The organism is Chromohalobacter beijerinckii (assembly GCF_023061185.1).
GTDB lineage: Bacteria > Pseudomonadota > Gammaproteobacteria > Pseudomonadales > Halomonadaceae > Chromohalobacter > Chromohalobacter beijerinckii.
On record NZ_JAKGAK010000004.1, the window covers coordinates 87,266 to 104,285 of the forward strand.

The window sequence follows — 17,020 nt, forward strand, 5'->3', positions numbered from 1 at the left end:
TGTCACTTGCCCTAGTCACTCATTCCAGCACCACGCGATTGATTTCCTCGAGGCTGGTAATGCCCGCGAGTACTTTGCTCAGACCGCTGCGTCGCAGATCGGGATGGCCTTCTTGACGGGCCAGTTCGCCGAGTTCCAATGAATTGCCGTCAGCCATGATCAGTTTGCTCATGGACTCACTGACGGGGAGTACCTCATAGAGACCGACACGCCCTTTGTAGCCGTGGGTGCATTGCGTACAGCCCGTGGCGCGATAGCAGGTCGAGGTCTCGATTTCTTGTGTCGTGAAGCCTGCGTCGAGGAAGAGCTCCCGAGGCAGTTCGACGGGTGTTTTGCAGTGTGGGCAAAGTTGGCGTACTAGCCGCTGGGCGACGATCAATGTCACCGAGCTTGCAATGTTGTAGGCCGCCACGCCCATGTTACGCAGACGTGTCAGGGTTTCAGCCGCCGAGTTGGTATGCAGCGTCGACAGCACCAAGTGGCCGGTCTGCGCGGCCTTGACGGAGATCTCGGCTGTTTCCAGGTCGCGGACCTCACCGACCATCACCACATCGGGGTCCTGACGCAGGAAAGCACGCAGTGCGCTGGCGAAATCCAGCCCGATTTTGGGTAGCACATTGACCTGGTTGATGCCGTCGAGCTTGAGCTCGACGGGGTCCTCGGCGGTGGCGATGTTGCGCGCGTCGGTATTGAGGATGTTGAGCCCGGTATACAGGGTCACGGTTTTGCCGCTGCCGGTAGGGCCGGTGGTGAGTATCATCCCCTGCGGCTGTGCGAGCGCATGTTCGAATAGCGCTTTTTGCGATTCGCTGAAGCCCAGTGCATCGATGCCCAGGCGCGTGGCACCGGCGTCCAGCAAGCGCAGCACGATTTTCTCGCCGTGTACCGTGGGCAGCGTGCTGACGCGGAAGTCGATGGTGCGCGAGGCTGAGACACGCAACTTGATGGCGCCATCCTGCGGCAAACGACGCTCGGAGATATCCAGACGCGACATGACCTTGAGGCGTGCCGAAAGACGGGCGCGCAGATTGAAGGGCGGTCGGGCGACCTCGACCAGGATGCCATCGATGCGGAACCGAATGCGGAAGGCCGACTCATAAGGCTCGAAGTGGATATCCGACGCGCCACGCCGGGCGGCATCGAGCATCATCTTGTGCACGAAGCGGACCACCGGTGCGTCGTCATCATCGGTGTCGAGCTCTTCGTTGAGAGGCGTGACATCATCGAGATCGAGCGTCTCGAGTGCCTCGCTGGCATCGTCGAGGGCTTCGAGCATGCCATGCGTCTCGCGCTGGACGAGATAACGTTCGATGGCCGGCTGCAACTGGTCGGCGGCAACCAGCACGCCCTCGGCGCTCAGTCCGGTAGTGAACTGCAATTCATCGAGTTTTGCCAGCGTCGAGGGGGAGGGGATCGCCACACTGATATGGCGCTCACCACGCGCTAGCGGCAGTACCCCGAGACGGCGGATCAAGGTGTCGGACAGTCCTTCGCCGATGGGCAGGCGCTCGGTACTGATGGCTTCCAGGTCGACGAACGGTAGGCCATATTCCCATGCGGCACTCTGGGTGGCCTCTCGTGCGGAAACCCAGCGCTGCTCGATGACGTATTCGAGCACCGACTGATGCGTATCATGCACGGCCTCCATGGCGTGCTGCGCCTTGGATTCCTCGATAAGGCCTTCCGCGACCAAACGTGCGGCGAGCCCTTTCAAAAGCGGCGCGCCGGGAGTGGTAGGAGACGACGATGAAGACGAATGCATAAGCGTTTCGACACCAAAAGGAGTGACCAGGTGGGGCGGCCTCTACCCCGTGACTTCTCGCATCCTACCCCATGCATGACCGTCATGGTGACCCTTGGCATGAGATAACTCGTCAATTAGCGTATTTGTATATGATCGGCCGAAATCAGGTAAACTTTAACCTCGATCATCTTGCCAGCATGAGAAGTGTAATTTAACGTAACATCCTAGGTGGCTGCCTCACAGAAAACCGGCATGGTGTCGGCGCCTCGCTGGAGCGCCCGCAACGGGTTATCATCCGCCCGCGCCGGGCTCGCCAAAAAGCGAATAGCAGGGTATTCAACAAGGGATCACAGGAGAGTTTAATGGAACGTCAGCAACGCGGTTTCACGCTAATCGAACTGATGATCGTCGTCGCGATCATCGGCATCCTCGCCGCCATCGCCATACCGCAGTACCAGAACTACGTCGCCCGCTCGGAAGTCAGCTCTGCACTCGCGACCCTCAAATCACTGCAGACGCCGGCGGAACTCGCGGTACAGCAGGGTGAAACTGTCAGCGATGTGTCCGATCTTGGGCTTTCGGATAGTGCAGTTCAGAACGGGAAAATCGCAGCTTCTCAATTCAATGACAGCAATGATACCACCCAGCCGACACTGACCTTTACGTTTGATAGTGAGGGTAATTTCTCCAGCGAAACTTTGACGCTTGAGCGTCAAGATGATGGAGGATGGGAATGTGCTGCATCGAAAGGTATTGACGACGATGTCGTGCCCGAGAGCTGTGTAGCCAACACTCCCTGAGATATAATCAAGAGCTTCCTGACAAGAGAAAGGCCGGCAGTCGCCGGCCTTTTTAGATTCTCTCCTACGTTCTTCGCTCTTTTTCCTTCCCTCTTCCTTCTTGAAGCTTCGAGCTTCAGTACAACGCCTTCCCCTCGTCGACGACTTCCTTCAACACTTCCAGAAACAGCCGGTCGGCTTCCGAGTGCTCGCTGGGGTCTTCGGGGATGTGCACGCTGGTATTGTCCGAGATTTCGTTGGCGATGGTGGCCCACATCTGCCGGTTATCGCCGTCGTCGGTGTAATGGGCGCGGGCGATGGTGAGCGATTGCTCGAGAATCGCCGGATCTTGCAGCAATTTCTTGATGAATTCACGCAGCTCGTTGATGATCCGGACTTTCTGCATTTCGGACGCGGAACTCATGGGGGCTCTCTCCGTGTGGCTCATGCGGGATCGCGTGTCGTACGTTCACGACGGCGCGAATCGACTCGCAGGACGATGTCGCGGACGATAGCACATCGTGGCGGAAGACGGCACCGGCCGTGCCGTCGGCTGAAAAGCGTGCGGGGAGGATGATGCGCGTGGGTGGAGAAAGTGCCCGCCGCCCCTTATAGTGTCGCTCCGTTTGTCGTCTCGCACGGGCGCGAGGCATGGAGCGTGTAACACGCGACGAGAGGCCGAGGAGTAACGGGATGGCGGCGATTCATCCGCGTATCATGCGCAGTCTGGCGGTGAGTGCGCCGGTGGTCAGGATTCTGGCGGTTCTGCTGTTTGTGCTGGCCATGCTCATGGTGGTGCCGTTGATCGTGCTGACTCTGGAAGGGGATCCCGATCGCATGGCGTTCCTGCTGTCGATCGCCATCGTCGCCGGGGCCGCTTTGACCATGTTGCTGATCACGCGGGGCGTGGAGATCCTGCTGCGGCCCCGTCAGATGTTCATTCTGACCACCCTGAGCTGGGTGCTGGTGAGTGCCTGTGCCAGTTTGCCGCTGATACTGGGGGCGCCGCAGCTTTCCTTCACCGATGCCGTCTTCGAGTCCATCTCGGCGATCACCACCACCGGTTCGACGGTGCTGGTGGGCATTGATGGCCTCTCCGATGGCTTGAAGCTATGGCGAGGTCTCATGCAGTGGCTGGGCGGCATCGGCATCATCGTCATGGCGATCGCTATTTTGCCGTTTCTCAAGGTTGGCGGCATGCGCCTGTTCCAGACCGAGTCATCGGACTGGTCCGACAAGGTGCTGCCGCGCGCCGGCGGTATTGCCAAGGCGAGTGGCGCGATCTACCTGGGCGGGACATTGCTGGCGATGCTGACGTACTACCTGGCGGGCATGACACCGCTGGACGCCGTCGTGCATGCCATGAGTTCCATGGCCACTGGGGGCTTTGCCAACTCGGATGCGTCCTTCGGGGCTTATCATGACCGCCCGATGATTCTTTGGTTGGCCTCGTTCTTCATGCTGTGCGGTGCGCTGCCGTTCGTGCTGTTCATTCGCGCGCTGCGCGATACGCCGCATGTCCTGTGGCGCGACCAGCAAGTGCGTGGATTGCTGTGGCTGTTGGGCGTCGTGATCCTAGGGTTGACCGTGTATCGCGTCGCCGGGGGCGCTTCTTTCTTCGAGGCGTTGACCCAGGTGGCCTTCAATGTCATCTCGGTGGTGACCACCACCGGCTATGCATCCGACGACTACACCCAGTGGGGGCCGTTGGTCGTCGCCGCATTCTTTTATCTGACCTTCGTCGGCGGTTGTAGCGGGTCCACGAGTGGCGGCATGAAAATATTCCGCTTTCAGATCGGTGCCATCATGCTGTTCACCCAGCTGCGCCATCTCGTACATGCTCAAGGGGTCTTCGCGCAACGCTACAATGACAATCCGCTGAGCGACGAGGTCGTGCGCGGGGTCATCGCCTTTTCTTTCTTCTTCTTTCTGACGATCGCGGGTCTGGCGTTGGGACTAGCGCTGTTGGGACTGGACTTGGTGACTGCGCTATCGGGGGCGGCCACCGCTGTCTCCAACGTCGGCCCCGGGCTGGGGCCGGTCATCGGACCTGCGGGGAATTTCTCGTCATTGCCCGATGCCGCCAAGTGGCTTCTGAGCCTGGGCATGTTGATGGGGCGTCTGGAAATCCTCACCGTGCTGGTGCTGTTGACGCCCACGTTCTGGCGGAAGTGACGCGTCAGGCGTCTTCCTCGATATATCCGGCACGGTTGAGAATGGGGTTGGCGTACTGGCGCAGCCACCAATGGCGCAGATGGTCCGGCACCGTGGCCAGGCGTGCCTCGAAGCGTGCCCGGTCGGCGTCGGTGACTTCGCTTAGATCGACCAGCGCCGGCGCTAGTCCCGTTGCCTCAAGCGCGAGTTGGTGGCTGGGGAACATATGGTAGTGCGCCAGTACCTGACGATCGATTTCCTCGGTGACGGCTTCCGGGGTCGCGAACTCGCTCCCCAAGGGCGTACCGAAGGTCAGACGGATGCGGCCTTTGTGGCCCGTGATGCCGGCGACGATGGACTGAATGTCCTCGAATTCGACCTTGTCGTAACGGCCTTCCGTGTGGCGGGCGTATAGCTCGCGTGCCTTCTGGAGATCGCAGGGGTCGTATTCGTAGCTGATGGACACCGGCACGAGGCGTAGTTCGGATACCGCAGCGCCGATATCGGCCTCGTCGCCGTCCATGCGCTGGGCCATGCCTAACATCTTGACGATGGCGGTATCGGCGCGGTCGATGCCGTCCTTGGCACGCCCTTCGCGCTCAGCGATCCAGATCGAGTGGTTATCGGCGGTGATCGAATGGCGGATATAACGCGATAACGTTTGATAGGCCTGCAGCATCGCCCGCTTGCCCTTGGCCGAGCGCGGCACGATGAAACTCTTGTTGAGGCGCATCAGATCATTGACGAACGGCTTTTGCAGCAGGTTGTCGCCAATCGCGATGCGTACGGTATTGCGGCCTTTCTGATAGAGCGCGTAATTGACGAACGCCGGGTCCATGGCGATATCGCGATGATTGCCGATGAACAGATAGGCCTTGTCGGCGTCGAGATGTTCGAGCCCTTCGATCTCAAAGGCATCCGTGGTGGTGGCGATCATTCGCGCCATGTAGCGGGCGATGCGTTGCTGAAAGGCGGCGACGCTCTCGATGTTGCGCATTTCGTGTTGCAGCCCCAGGCGCGCGATGAAACGCGCCACGGGCGGCGCGTAGCGCGCCAGCCGGGGGAGACGGAAGTGCGTGATCGCGTCGAGCAATTCGTCGCAGTGAGCCAGGCGGTCGAGTACCGTCGCCACCTCGTCGTCATGATAAGGACGAATGGCGTCGAAATCGTGGGAAGCGGATTGGGGAGTCGATGCGTGCGTCATGATGTCGGCGCTGCCGGGTCGGCTTCGCCGCCCAGCCAGTCGATGAGTTGTTCGATGAATCCAGAGAGCACTTGGGCCATGAGGGCGAAGTCCGTTTCCAGGCGTAGCGTGGGGTCGTCATCGTCTTCTTGTTGAGCGGCTTCGTCGAGCAAGGCGTCGGCGAAGCGCAGCGATTTGAGCGTCAGGTCATCGTGCAGGACCAGCGATAGCTGATCCTCGACATCCAGACCCAGGCGGCTGGCCTGACGCCCACTGGCGAGCACACTCTGCACCTCCTCGCCGTCGAGGTCGATGCCACGTGCGCGCCATACACCATCGTCATTGGCATCCTTGAGCTCGACCTGATCGCCCAGTTGCAGCCCCTCGGGGCGCGAGGCGATATCTTCGAGCCAGGCAGTCATGCTGCGCGATGGTAGCTGGCGCACGGCCAGCGGCGTGACTTTCAACGAGCCCAGCGACTGACGCAGCAGATCGAGAGCATCCTCGGCCCGGGCACGGCTGGCGCAATTGACAGCGATGAGGCCGCGCCGTGTGTCCCACCATATATCAATGCGCTGGCTACGCGTGAAGGCGCGTGGCAGAAATTCCTCTACGACCTGTTCCTTGAGTGCCTGGCGCTCGCGGCGTGGTAATGGGTGGCCTTCGGCAGCCTCGCGCTCGGCGGCGCGTTCTTCTACTTCCTCGCGTACCACCGACGCTGGCAGTAGGCGCTCCTGGCGCAGCAATGACAGCAGGCGATGGCCCTGGATCTCATGGGCGAGCTGTTGACCATGTCGCCCCGCGGGGCGTTGCCAGCCGAGGCGCTTGCCTTCACTGGGCGACACCGGACGAAAGGCGAAGGCCTCCAGAGCCGATTCGAGTGCCTCGAGCGCGATGGGTGTCGTGTCGTGCAGGCGATAGAGATGCAAGTGCTTGAACCACATGAGCCTATTCCGTCACAAAGGGGCTCATTATGGCGAAACGCCAGGGCGGGTGCCACTCCCCCAAGCGGATGCACTTGTTCTGCGGCATCTAAGGAAGCGTGTTCTTCTTGCGCTGGTGCGGCGCACGCGATTGCATTGACCAAGCCTGCCGCATCGCCATGTGAAATGGTATGATGGCGTGATTCGGGCCCTGTTGAGGCTGGGCCCGCCATCGAAGCTCAATGATTGCTGTGACGGCCATTGGCGTCGAGCGCTGAAGAGTGGCTTGCGGGGCTTCGTGCTTCGTGAGGTCGCTGTTCGTTTCATTCAGTGCCATGACCGATGGTATGGCGCGGTGCAAAGGATTGAACGACCCATGGGTGAGATCGCCAGAGAAATTCTGCCAGTCAATATCGAGGACGAGCTTAAACAGTCGTATCTCGATTACGCCATGAGTGTGATCATCGGCCGTGCGTTGCCGGATGTACGGGATGGCCTTAAGCCCGTGCATCGGCGCGTATTGTTCGCCATGCATGAACTCAGCAATGACTGGAACAAAGCCTACAAGAAATCGGCCCGTGTCGTGGGTGACGTGATCGGTAAATATCACCCGCACGGGGATAGCGCGGTCTACGACACCATCGTGCGTATGGCGCAGACATTCTCGATGCGCTATGTGCTGGTCGATGGCCAGGGTAACTTCGGTTCCATCGACGGCGACAGCGCGGCGGCCATGCGTTACACCGAGGTGCGCATGGCACGCCTTGCCCATGAGCTCCTCGCCGACCTGGAAAAAGATACCGTCGACTGGGTCGATAACTATGATGGCACCGAACGCATTCCCGAGGTGCTGCCGACCAAGGTTCCTAACCTGCTGGTCAACGGGGCCTCGGGCATCGCCGTGGGCATGGCGACCAACATCCCGCCACACAATATGCGCGAGGTGATCGATGGTTGCCTGGCGCTGATCGACGATTACACGCTCAGCATCGACGATCTCATGGCGTATATTCCAGCTCCCGATTTCCCCACCGGCGGGATCATCAACGGGCGCGCGGGGATTCTCGATGCCTACCGTACTGGGCGTGGGCGTATCTATGTGCGGGCTTGTCATACCATCGAGCACAACGACAAGACCGGGCGCGATCACATCATCGTCACCGAACTGCCGTATCAGGTGAACAAGGCGCGTTTGATCGAGAAGATCGCCGAGCTGGTCAAGGACAAGCGTATCGACGGCATCGCCGAGCTGCGCGACGAGTCCGACAAGGAAGGCCTGCGCGTGGTGATCGAGGTCAAGCGCGGCGAGTCCGGCGAAGTGGTCGTCAACAACCTGTTCGCGCATACCCAGTTGCAGACCGTATTCGGCATCAACATGGTGGCGCTGGATAACGGCCAGCCGAAGATCCTCAACCTCAAAGAGATTCTCGAAGCATTCATTCGGCACCGTCGCGAGGTGGTGACGCGGCGCACACTGTTCGAGCTTAAGAAGGCGCGCGACCGTGGTCATATCCTCGAAGGCTTGGCCGTGGCGATCTCCAACATCGACGATGTGATCGAGCTCATCAAGGCGTCGCCTTCGGCGACCGAGGCCAAGGAAAAACTGGTCGCGCGTGCCTGGCAACCGGGGCAGGTGACCGGCATGCTCGAGCGCGCCGGGGCAACATCCTGCAAGCCGGAAGATCTCGACGAAAGCTATGGGCTCGCCGACAACGAGCGTGAATATCGATTGTCGCCGGCCCAGGCGCAGGCCATTCTGGAATTGCGCCTGCATCGCCTGACCGGGCTCGAAACCGAGAAGCTGCTCGACGAGTATCTATCGATCCTCAAGCGTATCGCCGAGCTCAACGAGATTCTCGCCTCGCCGGAACGCCTGCTAGAGGTCATTCGCGAGGAGCTTGGGGCGATTCGTGATCAGTACGGCGATGACCGTAAGACCGAGATTCAGGCCAGCCATCTGGACCTGACCATCGAGGATCTGATCAACGAAGAAGACATGGTGGTCACCATTTCGCGCAGCGGCTATGCCAAGACGCAGCCGCTTTCCGACTACCAGGCCCAGCGGCGTGGCGGACGTGGCAAGTCGGCGACCACCATGAAAGACGAGGACATCATCGAGCACCTGTTGGTGGCCTCGACGCATGACACCATGCTGCTGTTCTCCAACCGCGGTAAGGTCTACTGGCTCAAAGTCTACGAGATGCCCAACGCCAGCCGTGGTTCGCGTGGCAAGCCGCTGGTCAACATGTTGCCACTGGATGATGGTGAGTCGATCAACGCCATCCTGCCGGTACGCGAATACCGCGACGACTGCTACATCTTCTTTGCTACCGCCAAGGGAACCGTCAAGCGGACCTCGCTGGAGCAATTCTCGCGGCCGCGCAGCGTGGGCCTGATCGCCATCGACCTCGAAGAGGACGATCGTCTGGTCGGTGCCGCGATCACTTCCGGCAACGACCATGCGATGCTGTTCTCGTCCAACGGCAAAGCCATTCGCTTCGAGGAAGGCAAGGCACGCGCCATGGGACGCACCGCCCGTGGTGTTCGTGGCATGCGCCTGCAAGGCGACGCCGAGGTGATCAGCTTGATCATTCCGCAGTCGTTGACCATCGATGCCGAGGCTGACGACACCGATAACGTCGCTGAAGAAGCGTCGGTTCAGACGATCAGTGAAGATCAGGTCTATATCCTAACCGCCTCTGAGAATGGCTATGGCAAGCGCACACGTCTCGATGAGTTTCCGCTGCGTGGACGTGGTGGCCAAGGGGTTATCGCCATGCAGACCTCGCGGCGCAACGGTGCCTTGGTGGCAGCGATTCAGGTCCGCGACAGCGATGAGATGATGCTGATTACTGACAAGGGCACGTTGGTGCGCACGCGGGTCGAGGAAATCTCGGTAAGTTCGCGCAATACCCAAGGAGTCACCCTGATTCGCACCGGCGAAGGCGAGCATTTGGTCGCCACGGTGCGGGTCGATGAGCCGGTCGAGGAGCCAGCCTCCAATGAAGAAGAGGTGGTGGTCGACGAGGTGACGCCCGCGCCGGATGACGACGAGGCGCCACAAGGCGATTGAGTCTCAATGCGGCCGCTCCTTCGGGAGTGGTCGCTTTACGTTTGGAAACACGCTGATGACACGCAAGTTCAACTTCTGTGCCGGCCCAGCGGCACTTCCCGACCCCGTGCTCGAGCGCGCCCGCGACGAGTTGCTCGACTATCAGGGCCATGGTTTGTCGGTCATGGAAATGAGTCACCGCAGCGATGCCTTTGCGGAGATCGCTGCGCGTGCCGAGCGCGACCTGCGCGCGCTGCTGGCCGTGCCCGACAATTATCGCGTCCTCTTCATGCAGGGCGGTGCCTCCAGTCAGTTCGCGATGGTGCCTTATAACCTGCTGGGTACGGGCGGTACGCCGAACTATCTGTACACCGGTATCTGGGGCAAGAAGGCGATTGCCGAGGCGCGTCATCTTGCGGGCGCGCACGTGGCGGCTTCCAGCGAAGCCAATGGGTTGACGGCGGTGCCGCGACCCGAGGACATCGTCTTGTCGTCGGATGCTGCCTATCTACATTACACGGCCAATGAAACGATCGGTGGCCTGGAATTCGATTATATTCCCGAGATTGGCGACGTGCCGCTGGTGTGCGATATGTCCTCGTCGATTCTCTCGGGCCCGTTGGATGTGTCCCGTTTCGGCGTCATCTATGCCGGGGCGCAGAAGAATATTGGCCCGGCGGGGCTGACCTTGGTCATCGTGCGTGACGACCTGCTCGAGCGCGCCCTGCCGAACACGCCGACCATGTTCAACTATCGGGTCATGGCTGAAAATGGCTCGATGTTCAATACGCCGCCGACATATGCCTGGTATCTGGCGGGGCTGGTCTTCGACTGGTTGCGCCATGATATGGGTGGGCTCGAGGCGATGGACCGACTCAACGCGCGCAAATCCGAAAAGTTATATGCGGCCATCGATGCCAGCGACTTCTATTCCAGCCCCATTGCCATGCCCAATCGTTCACGCATGAACGTGCCGTTCGTGCTGGCCGATGAGACGCTCAATGATGCGTTCTTGAATGATGCCGAGGCGGCGGGGCTTTTGAATCTCAAGGGCCACCGCAGCGTGGGCGGCATGCGTGCCAGCCTGTACAACGCCGTGCCGGAAGCGGCAGTGGACGCGCTGGTCGATTTCATGCGGGAGTTCGAACGACGCCATGGCTGATCACGACATGTCCGATAACAATGCCCCTATTACGTCGGCCGACCTGCCGGCACTGCGCGAGCGAATCGATACGCTGGATAGCGAGATCCTCAAGCTGATCAGCGAACGCGCGCATTGCGCACAGCAGGTAGCGCAGGTGAAAACCGACAGTGATCCGCAGGCGACGTTCTACCGCCCCGAGCGCGAGGCTCAGGTGCTGCGTCGCATCATGGCGCTCAACAAGGGCCCCCTCGACGACGAGGAAATGGCCCGTTTGTTCCGCGAGATCATGTCGGCGTGCCTGGCGCTGGAGCGGCCGGTCAAGGTGGCCTATCTCGGCCCCGAGGGTACGTTCACCCAGCAGGCGGCGCTCAAGCATTTCGGCGACAGCGCGGTGAGTCTGCCGATGGCGGCCATCGATGAGGTCTTTCGCGAGGTGGAAGCGGGGGCCGCGCATTTTGGCGTGGTGCCGGTGGAAAACTCCACCGAGGGCATCGTCAATAGCACCTTGGATACCTTCATGGATGCCAGTCTGCGTATCTGTGGCGAGGTGGTACTGCGCATTCACCACCATCTACTGGTATCCAGCAATACGCGCCGCGACAAGATCTCGCGCATTTATTCGCATCCCCAGTCCCTGGCGCAGTGCCGCAAGTGGCTGGACGCTCATTATCCCAATGCCGAGCGGGTGCCGGTGTCGTCCAATGCCGAGGCGGCGCGCCTGATCAAGAGCGAATGGCACAGTGCCGCGATTGCTGGCGACATGGCCGCGAAGCGTTATGAGCTCGATAAGGTCGCCGAGAAGATCGAGGATCGTCCCGATAATTCGACACGCTTTTTGATCATCGGGCATCAGGACACGCCGATTTCCGATGATGACAAGACGTCCATCGTCGTCGCCATGCGCAATCAGCCCGGGGCGCTGCACGACCTGCTCGAGCCGTTCCACCGTCACAAGATCGACCTGACGCGCGTCGAGACGCGGCCGTCACGCACTGGGGTCTGGAACTACGTGTTCTTCATCGACTTCAAGGGGCATCGCGACGATCCGCAGGTCGCGGCGGTGCTGGAAGAGATTACGTTGCGTGCTGCTGAGCTCAAGGTGTTGGGGTCCTACCCTGTGGGTGTCTTGTAGATGTCGGAGCAGTCCTGTGCGCCGGCTGAGCGCGGTATCCTCATCATTGGGTTGGGGCTGATTGGTGGTTCGCTGGCGGCGGCCTTGAAGGAAGCGGGTTTTGCAGGGCGTATCCTGGCCTGTGATCGTGACGCCGATGAAGTGACGAGCGGCATCGATATGGGGCTGGTCGACGCTGGCAGCACCGAGCTGGCACCCTGGGTAGCCGAAAGCAGCTTGATTGTGCTGGCGGTGCCGGTGTTGGCGATAGAGGCCGTGCTGCGTGAATTAGCGCCGCATCTTGGCGATCAGGTGATCACCGATGTCGGCAGTACCAAAGGTGCTATCGAGGCGTCGGTCGAGCGGGTCTTCGGTGATATTCCGCCGCGCTTCGTGCTGGGGCACCCGATCGCCGGGTCCGAAAAAAGCGGCGTGGCGGCGTCCAATCCCGCGCTTTATCGTCGCCACAAGGTGATACTGACCCCGCGCGCTGACACCGATCCCGACGCTCTGGCCCGCGTACGAGTGCTATGGGCCGCGTGTGGGGCGGAGCTACTGGAAATGGACGTGGCGCGCCACGACCAAGTCTTGGCGCGCACTAGCCATCTCCCGCATTTGTTGGCGTTTTCGTTAGTCGACACCCTGGCGCGTCAGGACGAGCGCCTAGAGATCTTTCGCTATGCGGCGGGGGGCTTTCGCGACTTTACGCGCATCGCCGGTAGTGATCCGGTCATGTGGCGCGATATCTTCAGTGCCAACCGCGAGGCGGTGCTTGGCGCACTGGATGAGTTCGAAGCGGGCGTCGCCCGTTTGCGCCGTGCCGTGACCGACAATGATGGCGATGCCATGCTGGCGATCTTCGATCGTGCCAGTCATGCGCGGCAGTATTTCGATACGCTTTTGAACCAGACGAGTTATCAAGCGATGGAACAACGCAATATCCGTTACCGCGTGACTCCCGGTGGCAATGTGCGCGGTCGGATCCGTGTGCCGGGGGACAAATCGATCTCTCACCGCTCGATCATGCTCGGCGCGCTTGCCGAGGGCGTGACCGAAGTGCATGGCTTCCTCGAGGGCGAGGATAGCCTGGCGACGCTGCAGGCGTTTCGTGAAATGGGCGTAGCCATTGAGGGCCCGCACCAAGGGCGCGTGACCATCCATGGCGTTGGCCTGCATGGCCTGAAGGCGCCTGCCGGCCCTCTTTACGTGGGTAATTCGGGCACCGCCATGCGCCTGTTCGCGGGCTTGCTGGCCGGGCAGGCCTTCGATACCGAGTTGACCGGCGATGTGTCGCTCAACAAGCGGCCGATGGGCCGGGTGGCCGATCCGCTGCGCGAGATGGGGGCGGTGATCGAAACGGCTGAAGGCGGCCGGCCGCCGCTGACGATTCGTGGTGGCCAGGCACTCCGCGGCATTCGTTATGACATGCCGATGGCCAGCGCCCAGGTGAAATCCTGTCTCTTGCTGGCGGGGCTCTATGCCGAGGGTGAGACGCGGGTGCGCGAGCCGGCACCGACCCGCGATCATACCGAGCGTATGCTCAACGGTTTCGGTTATGCGGTGCAACGCGACGCTGACGAAGCTTGGCTACAGGGCGGCGGCCGCTTGACGGCGTCGCCTATCGACGTGCCGTCGGATATCTCGTCGGCGGCGTTCTATCTGGTGGCGGCGGCCATTACGCCGGGTTCGGATCTGCTCCTGGAGCATGTGGGGACCAACCCGACACGTATCGGGGTCATCAATATCCTCAAGGCCATGGGTGCCGACCTCGAACTTCTCAATCCCCGGGAAGTCGGGGGCGAGCCGGTGGCCGACATTCGTGTTCGCCATGCGCCGCTCAAGGGCATCGATATCCCCGTGGATCAGGTGCCGCTGGCCATCGATGAGTTTCCCGTGCTGTTCATCGCTGCGGCCAATGCCGAAGGCGTGACCCGTTTGCGGGGCGCAGAGGAGTTGCGCGTCAAGGAATCCGACCGTATTCAGGCGATGGCCGATGGTTTGGCGATTCTTGGCGTTGAGAATACCGTCCATTCCGATGGCATCGACATCGTCGGTCGCGCCGACGCCAGCGATACGCATGTGGAGCATTATAGCGGCGGGCATGTCGATAGCCTGGGCGATCATCGCATCGCCATGGCCTTCGCCATCGCTGCCCTGCGTGCTGAGGGCGAGATCGTGATCGATGACTGCGCTAATGTCGCCACGTCGTTCCCGGGATTCGTTGATCTGGCGCGTCGCGTGGGGCTGTCACTCGAAGAGCAGGAGGCGTCATGAGCTTGTCGCACAGCGACGTGCCCGTACTGACCGTCGACGGACCCGGCGGCGCAGGCAAGGGGACCGTGAGTCGCCTGATCGCCGAGCGCCTGGGCTGGCACTTGCTGGACTCCGGCGCACTGTATCGTCTCACGGCGCTGGCGGCACTCAAGCATGGCTTGGCGCTGGACGACGAAGCCGCGCTGGCGACGTGTGCCGAAACCTTGGATGTCCGCTTCGTGGCGTGCGATGGCGAAACGCGTATCGAGCTGGAAGGTCGTGACGTGAGTGGCGACATTCGTACCGAGAAGGTCGGCGACGTTGCCTCACAGGTGGCATCGTTACCTCGAGTGCGCGATGCGCTGCTGACACGCCAGCGCGACTTTCGCGACCTGCCAGGGCTAGTGGCGGATGGACGGGATATGGGCACGGTGGTATTCCCCCATGCGCCCCTGAAAGTCTACCTGACGGCCTCGGCGGAAGAGCGGGCGCGGCGACGCTATGAACAGTTGCTGAATGCCGGTCGGGATGCTAATCTAACGAGTCTTCTAGAGGAAATTAAGGCTCGTGACGAGCGCGACATGCAACGTGCAGTGGCGCCACTCAAGCCGGCAGACGATGCCGTTTTGTTGGATAGTACGAGCCTTGCGATACCGGACGTGGTGGAGTGTATCGAAAGGCTGCTCAGTGCACGTAGGCTCGGCCTCCCGAACTGAGTAGCTGGGGTGAAACGGGCACCCATCCGGAGACCCTGGTCAGACGTCATGACGTGCGCGGGCGATAACCGAGAGCCTTCGCAGGTCGAACCAGCGCCAACGTTCCCAGGGGTATGTAGGAAAGGCCCGCGCTTGCTGGTGGTGCGGAGAATGAGCGGCCTGGCCGCTATTAACGTTGATCACGTAGGAACAACATGAGCGAAAGCTTTGCTGAACTGTTCGAACAGTCTCTCCAGGACATCAACATGGAACCCGGTGCCATTGTCATGGCAACCGTGGTCGACATCGAAGGTGACTGGATTACCGTCAACGCGGGTCTGAAGTCCGAGGGGCAAATCCCCGTGGCGCAGTTCCGTGATGACAACGGCGAATTGACCATCTCCGTAGGCGATGAAGTCAAGGTTGCCCTTGAAGCCGTCGAAGACGGCTTCGGCGAGACGCGCTTGTCTCGCGAAAAGGCCAAGCGTGCCGAGGCCTGGAAAGAGCTGGAAGCGGCCTTCGAGAAGGACGAAATCGTCAAGGGCGTGATCAACGGCAAGGTCAAGGGCGGCTTCACGGTCGACGTTTCCTCCATCCGCGCTTTCCTGCCCGGTTCTCTCGTCGACGTCCGTCCGGTTCGCGATACTGCTCACCTCGAGCACAAAGAGCTGGACTTCAAGGTCATCAAGCTCGATCCCAAGCGTAATAACGTCGTGGTCTCGCGCCGTGCCGTTCTCGAAGCCGAGAACAGTGCCGAGCGTGAAGCGCTTCTGTCTACGCTTCAGGAAGGTCAGCAGATCGACGGTATCGTCAAGAACCTCACCGACTACGGTGCGTTCGTCGACCTGGGCGGCGTCGATGGCCTGCTGCACATCACCGACATGGCGTGGAAGCGCATCAAGCATCCCAGCGAGATCGTGGCTGTTGGTGATGAGGTCAACGTCAAGGTGCTCAAGTTCGATCGCGAGCGCAACCGTGTGTCTCTCGGCTTGAAGCAGCTGGGCGAAGATCCGTGGGTCAACATCAAGGATCGTTATCCGGAAAACACCCGCGTCAATGCCCGCGTCACCAACCTGACCGACTACGGCTGCTTTGCCGAGCTCGAGGAAGGTGTCGAAGGCTTGGTCCACGTCTCGGAAATGGACTGGACCAACAAGAACATCCATCCCTCGAAAGTCGTCCAGGTCGGCGATGACGTGGAAGTCATGGTGCTGGATATCGACGAAGAACGTCGTCGTATCTCCTTGGGCATCAAGCAGTGCACCACTAACCCGTGGGAAGACTTCAGCGCGCGCTATAACAAGGGCGATCGCGTTTCGGGTACCATCAAGTCGATCACCGATTTCGGTATCTTCATCGGCTTGGAAGGTGGCATCGACGGTCTGGTCCACTTGTCCGATATTTCTTGGAGCGAAACCGGCGAAGAAGCCGTGCGCAAGTTCAAGAAGGGCGACGAAGCCGAAGCGGTCATCCTGTCGATCGATCCGGAACGTGAGCGTATCTCGCTCGGCATCAAGCAACTCGAAACCGATCCGGTCTCCGAGTACTTGGCCGTCAACGATAAGGGTGCCATCGTCACCGGTCGCGTTGTCGAAGTCGATGCGAAGGAAGCGCACGTCGAGTTGGCCACTGATGTCGTAGCGGTACTCAAGGCTTCCGAGATCAGTCCCGATCGCGTCGAAGATGCACGCAACGTGCTCAACGAAGGCGATAGCGTCGAAGCCAAGATCGTCGGTGTCGATCGCAAGAATCGTGCGATCAACCTGTCCGTGAAGGCGAAGGATCAGGTCGATACACGCCGTGCGATGGGCAAACTGCGCGATCAGGAAGCTGAGCCGGAGTCAACAGGCCCGACCACCATCGGTGATTTGATCAAGCAGCAGATGGGCGGCGAATAAGCCACGTCGCCGTCGCGTCTTCGACGCGGCGGCGAGCGCTTTATTTGAGCCGTACAAAAAACCGCACCTCCTGGAGGTGCGGTT

12 protein-coding genes are annotated in these 17,020 nt (G+C 60.7%); 8 read left to right on the forward strand and 4 right to left on the reverse strand.

Annotated features, from left to right (window positions below; all coding sequences use genetic code 11):
• Positions 1-19 precede the first annotated feature (19 nt).
• Positions 20-1,762 carry a type IV-A pilus assembly ATPase PilB gene (gene pilB / locus L1075_RS05385; protein WP_246940609.1) on the reverse strand — a complete coding sequence of 581 codons (1,743 nt, stop codon included), beginning with the start codon at positions 1,760-1,762 and terminating at the stop codon, positions 20-22.
• 344 nt (positions 1,763-2,106) lie between these two features.
• Between pilB and L1075_RS05390 the strand changes: the two genes are divergently transcribed.
• Complete coding sequence (locus L1075_RS05390; protein WP_246940612.1) at positions 2,107-2,544, forward strand: pilin; 438 nt, start codon at positions 2,107-2,109, stop codon at positions 2,542-2,544.
• A 115-nt stretch (positions 2,545-2,659) separates the two neighbouring features.
• Here the strand turns inward: L1075_RS05390 and L1075_RS05395 are convergent, their stop codons facing one another.
• Positions 2,660-2,947 carry a hypothetical protein gene (locus tag L1075_RS05395; RefSeq protein WP_246940614.1) on the reverse strand — a complete coding sequence of 96 codons (288 nt, stop codon included), beginning with the start codon at positions 2,945-2,947 and terminating at the stop codon, positions 2,660-2,662.
• Positions 2,948-3,216: 269 nt separating this feature from the next.
• Between L1075_RS05395 and L1075_RS05400 the strand changes: the two genes are divergently transcribed.
• Positions 3,217-4,698 carry a TrkH family potassium uptake protein gene (locus L1075_RS05400; protein WP_178997217.1) on the forward strand — a complete coding sequence of 494 codons (1,482 nt, stop codon included), beginning with the start codon at positions 3,217-3,219 and terminating at the stop codon, positions 4,696-4,698.
• Between the two features lie 4 nt (positions 4,699-4,702).
• Here the strand turns inward: L1075_RS05400 and L1075_RS05405 are convergent, their stop codons facing one another.
• Both L1075_RS05405 and L1075_RS05410 read right to left on the reverse strand, forming a co-directional pair.
• Positions 4,703-5,881 carry a 1-acyl-sn-glycerol-3-phosphate acyltransferase gene (locus tag L1075_RS05405; protein WP_178997219.1) on the reverse strand — a complete coding sequence of 393 codons (1,179 nt, stop codon included), beginning with the start codon at positions 5,879-5,881 and terminating at the stop codon, positions 4,703-4,705.
• The gene (locus tag L1075_RS05410) at positions 5,878-6,804 is read right to left on the reverse strand and encodes a recombination-associated protein RdgC (RefSeq protein ID WP_178997221.1); all 927 of its coding nucleotides are present in this window, start codon (positions 6,802-6,804) and stop codon (positions 5,878-5,880) included. Before L1075_RS05410 ends, L1075_RS05405 begins: the two co-directional genes overlap by 4 nt.
• A gap of 355 nt (positions 6,805-7,159) precedes the next feature.
• Here L1075_RS05410 and gyrA point away from each other — a divergent pair, with 355 nt between their 5' ends.
• The 6 genes from gyrA to rpsA all read left to right on the forward strand — a co-directional run bounded on the left by gyrA (position 7,160) and on the right by rpsA (position 16,936).
• Positions 7,160-9,856 (forward strand): DNA gyrase subunit A, encoded by a 2,697-nt coding sequence (gene gyrA / locus L1075_RS05415; protein WP_246894207.1) that lies wholly within the window; start codon positions 7,160-7,162, stop codon positions 9,854-9,856.
• Between the two features lie 55 nt (positions 9,857-9,911).
• Complete coding sequence (gene serC / locus L1075_RS05420; RefSeq protein ID WP_040242145.1) at positions 9,912-10,997, forward strand: 3-phosphoserine/phosphohydroxythreonine transaminase; 1,086 nt, start codon at positions 9,912-9,914, stop codon at positions 10,995-10,997.
• Positions 10,990-12,111 (forward strand): prephenate dehydratase, encoded by a 1,122-nt coding sequence (gene pheA, locus L1075_RS05425; RefSeq protein WP_371399733.1) that lies wholly within the window; start codon positions 10,990-10,992, stop codon positions 12,109-12,111. Before serC ends, pheA begins: the two co-directional genes overlap by 8 nt.
• Positions 12,112-14,364, forward strand: coding sequence for a bifunctional prephenate dehydrogenase/3-phosphoshikimate 1-carboxyvinyltransferase (locus L1075_RS05430; protein WP_246940617.1), 2,253 nt, complete (start codon positions 12,112-12,114; stop codon positions 14,362-14,364).
• Positions 14,361-15,059: a (d)CMP kinase gene (gene cmk / locus L1075_RS05435; RefSeq protein WP_246940619.1), complete on the forward strand. Its 699-nt coding sequence runs from the start codon at positions 14,361-14,363 to the stop codon at positions 15,057-15,059. The genes L1075_RS05430 and cmk overlap by 4 nt, the downstream gene beginning before the upstream one ends.
• Before the next feature lie 194 nt (positions 15,060-15,253).
• Positions 15,254-16,936 carry a 30S ribosomal protein S1 gene (rpsA, locus tag L1075_RS05440; protein ID WP_075369788.1) on the forward strand — a complete coding sequence of 561 codons (1,683 nt, stop codon included), beginning with the start codon at positions 15,254-15,256 and terminating at the stop codon, positions 16,934-16,936.
• The last annotated feature ends 84 nt before the right edge of the window (positions 16,937-17,020 follow it).

What these genes read in the sequence shown, in the direction of transcription:
- pilB (WP_246940609.1), bottom strand. Translation starts at nt 1,762, where the DNA reads ATGCATTCGTCTTCATCGTCGTCTCCTACCACTCCCGGCGCGCCGCTT.
- L1075_RS05395 (WP_246940614.1), bottom strand. Translation starts at nt 2,947, where the DNA reads ATGAGTTCCGCGTCCGAAATGCAGAAAGTCCGGATCATCAACGAGCTG.
- L1075_RS05400 (WP_178997217.1), top strand. Translation starts at nt 3,217, where the DNA reads ATGGCGGCGATTCATCCGCGTATCATGCGCAGTCTGGCGGTGAGTGCG.
- L1075_RS05410 (WP_178997221.1), bottom strand. Translation starts at nt 6,804, where the DNA reads ATGTGGTTCAAGCACTTGCATCTCTATCGCCTGCACGACACGACACCC.
- serC (WP_040242145.1), top strand. Translation starts at nt 9,912, where the DNA reads ATGACACGCAAGTTCAACTTCTGTGCCGGCCCAGCGGCACTTCCCGAC.
- gyrA (WP_246894207.1), top strand. Translation starts at nt 7,160, where the DNA reads ATGGGTGAGATCGCCAGAGAAATTCTGCCAGTCAATATCGAGGACGAG.
- L1075_RS05405 (WP_178997219.1), bottom strand. Translation starts at nt 5,881, where the DNA reads ATGACGCACGCATCGACTCCCCAATCCGCTTCCCACGATTTCGACGCC.
- cmk (WP_246940619.1), top strand. Translation starts at nt 14,361, where the DNA reads ATGAGCTTGTCGCACAGCGACGTGCCCGTACTGACCGTCGACGGACCC.
- pheA (WP_371399733.1), top strand. Translation starts at nt 10,990, where the DNA reads ATGGCTGATCACGACATGTCCGATAACAATGCCCCTATTACGTCGGCC.
- L1075_RS05430 (WP_246940617.1), top strand. Translation starts at nt 12,112, where the DNA reads ATGTCGGAGCAGTCCTGTGCGCCGGCTGAGCGCGGTATCCTCATCATT.
- L1075_RS05390 (WP_246940612.1), top strand. Translation starts at nt 2,107, where the DNA reads ATGGAACGTCAGCAACGCGGTTTCACGCTAATCGAACTGATGATCGTC.
- rpsA (WP_075369788.1), top strand. Translation starts at nt 15,254, where the DNA reads ATGAGCGAAAGCTTTGCTGAACTGTTCGAACAGTCTCTCCAGGACATC.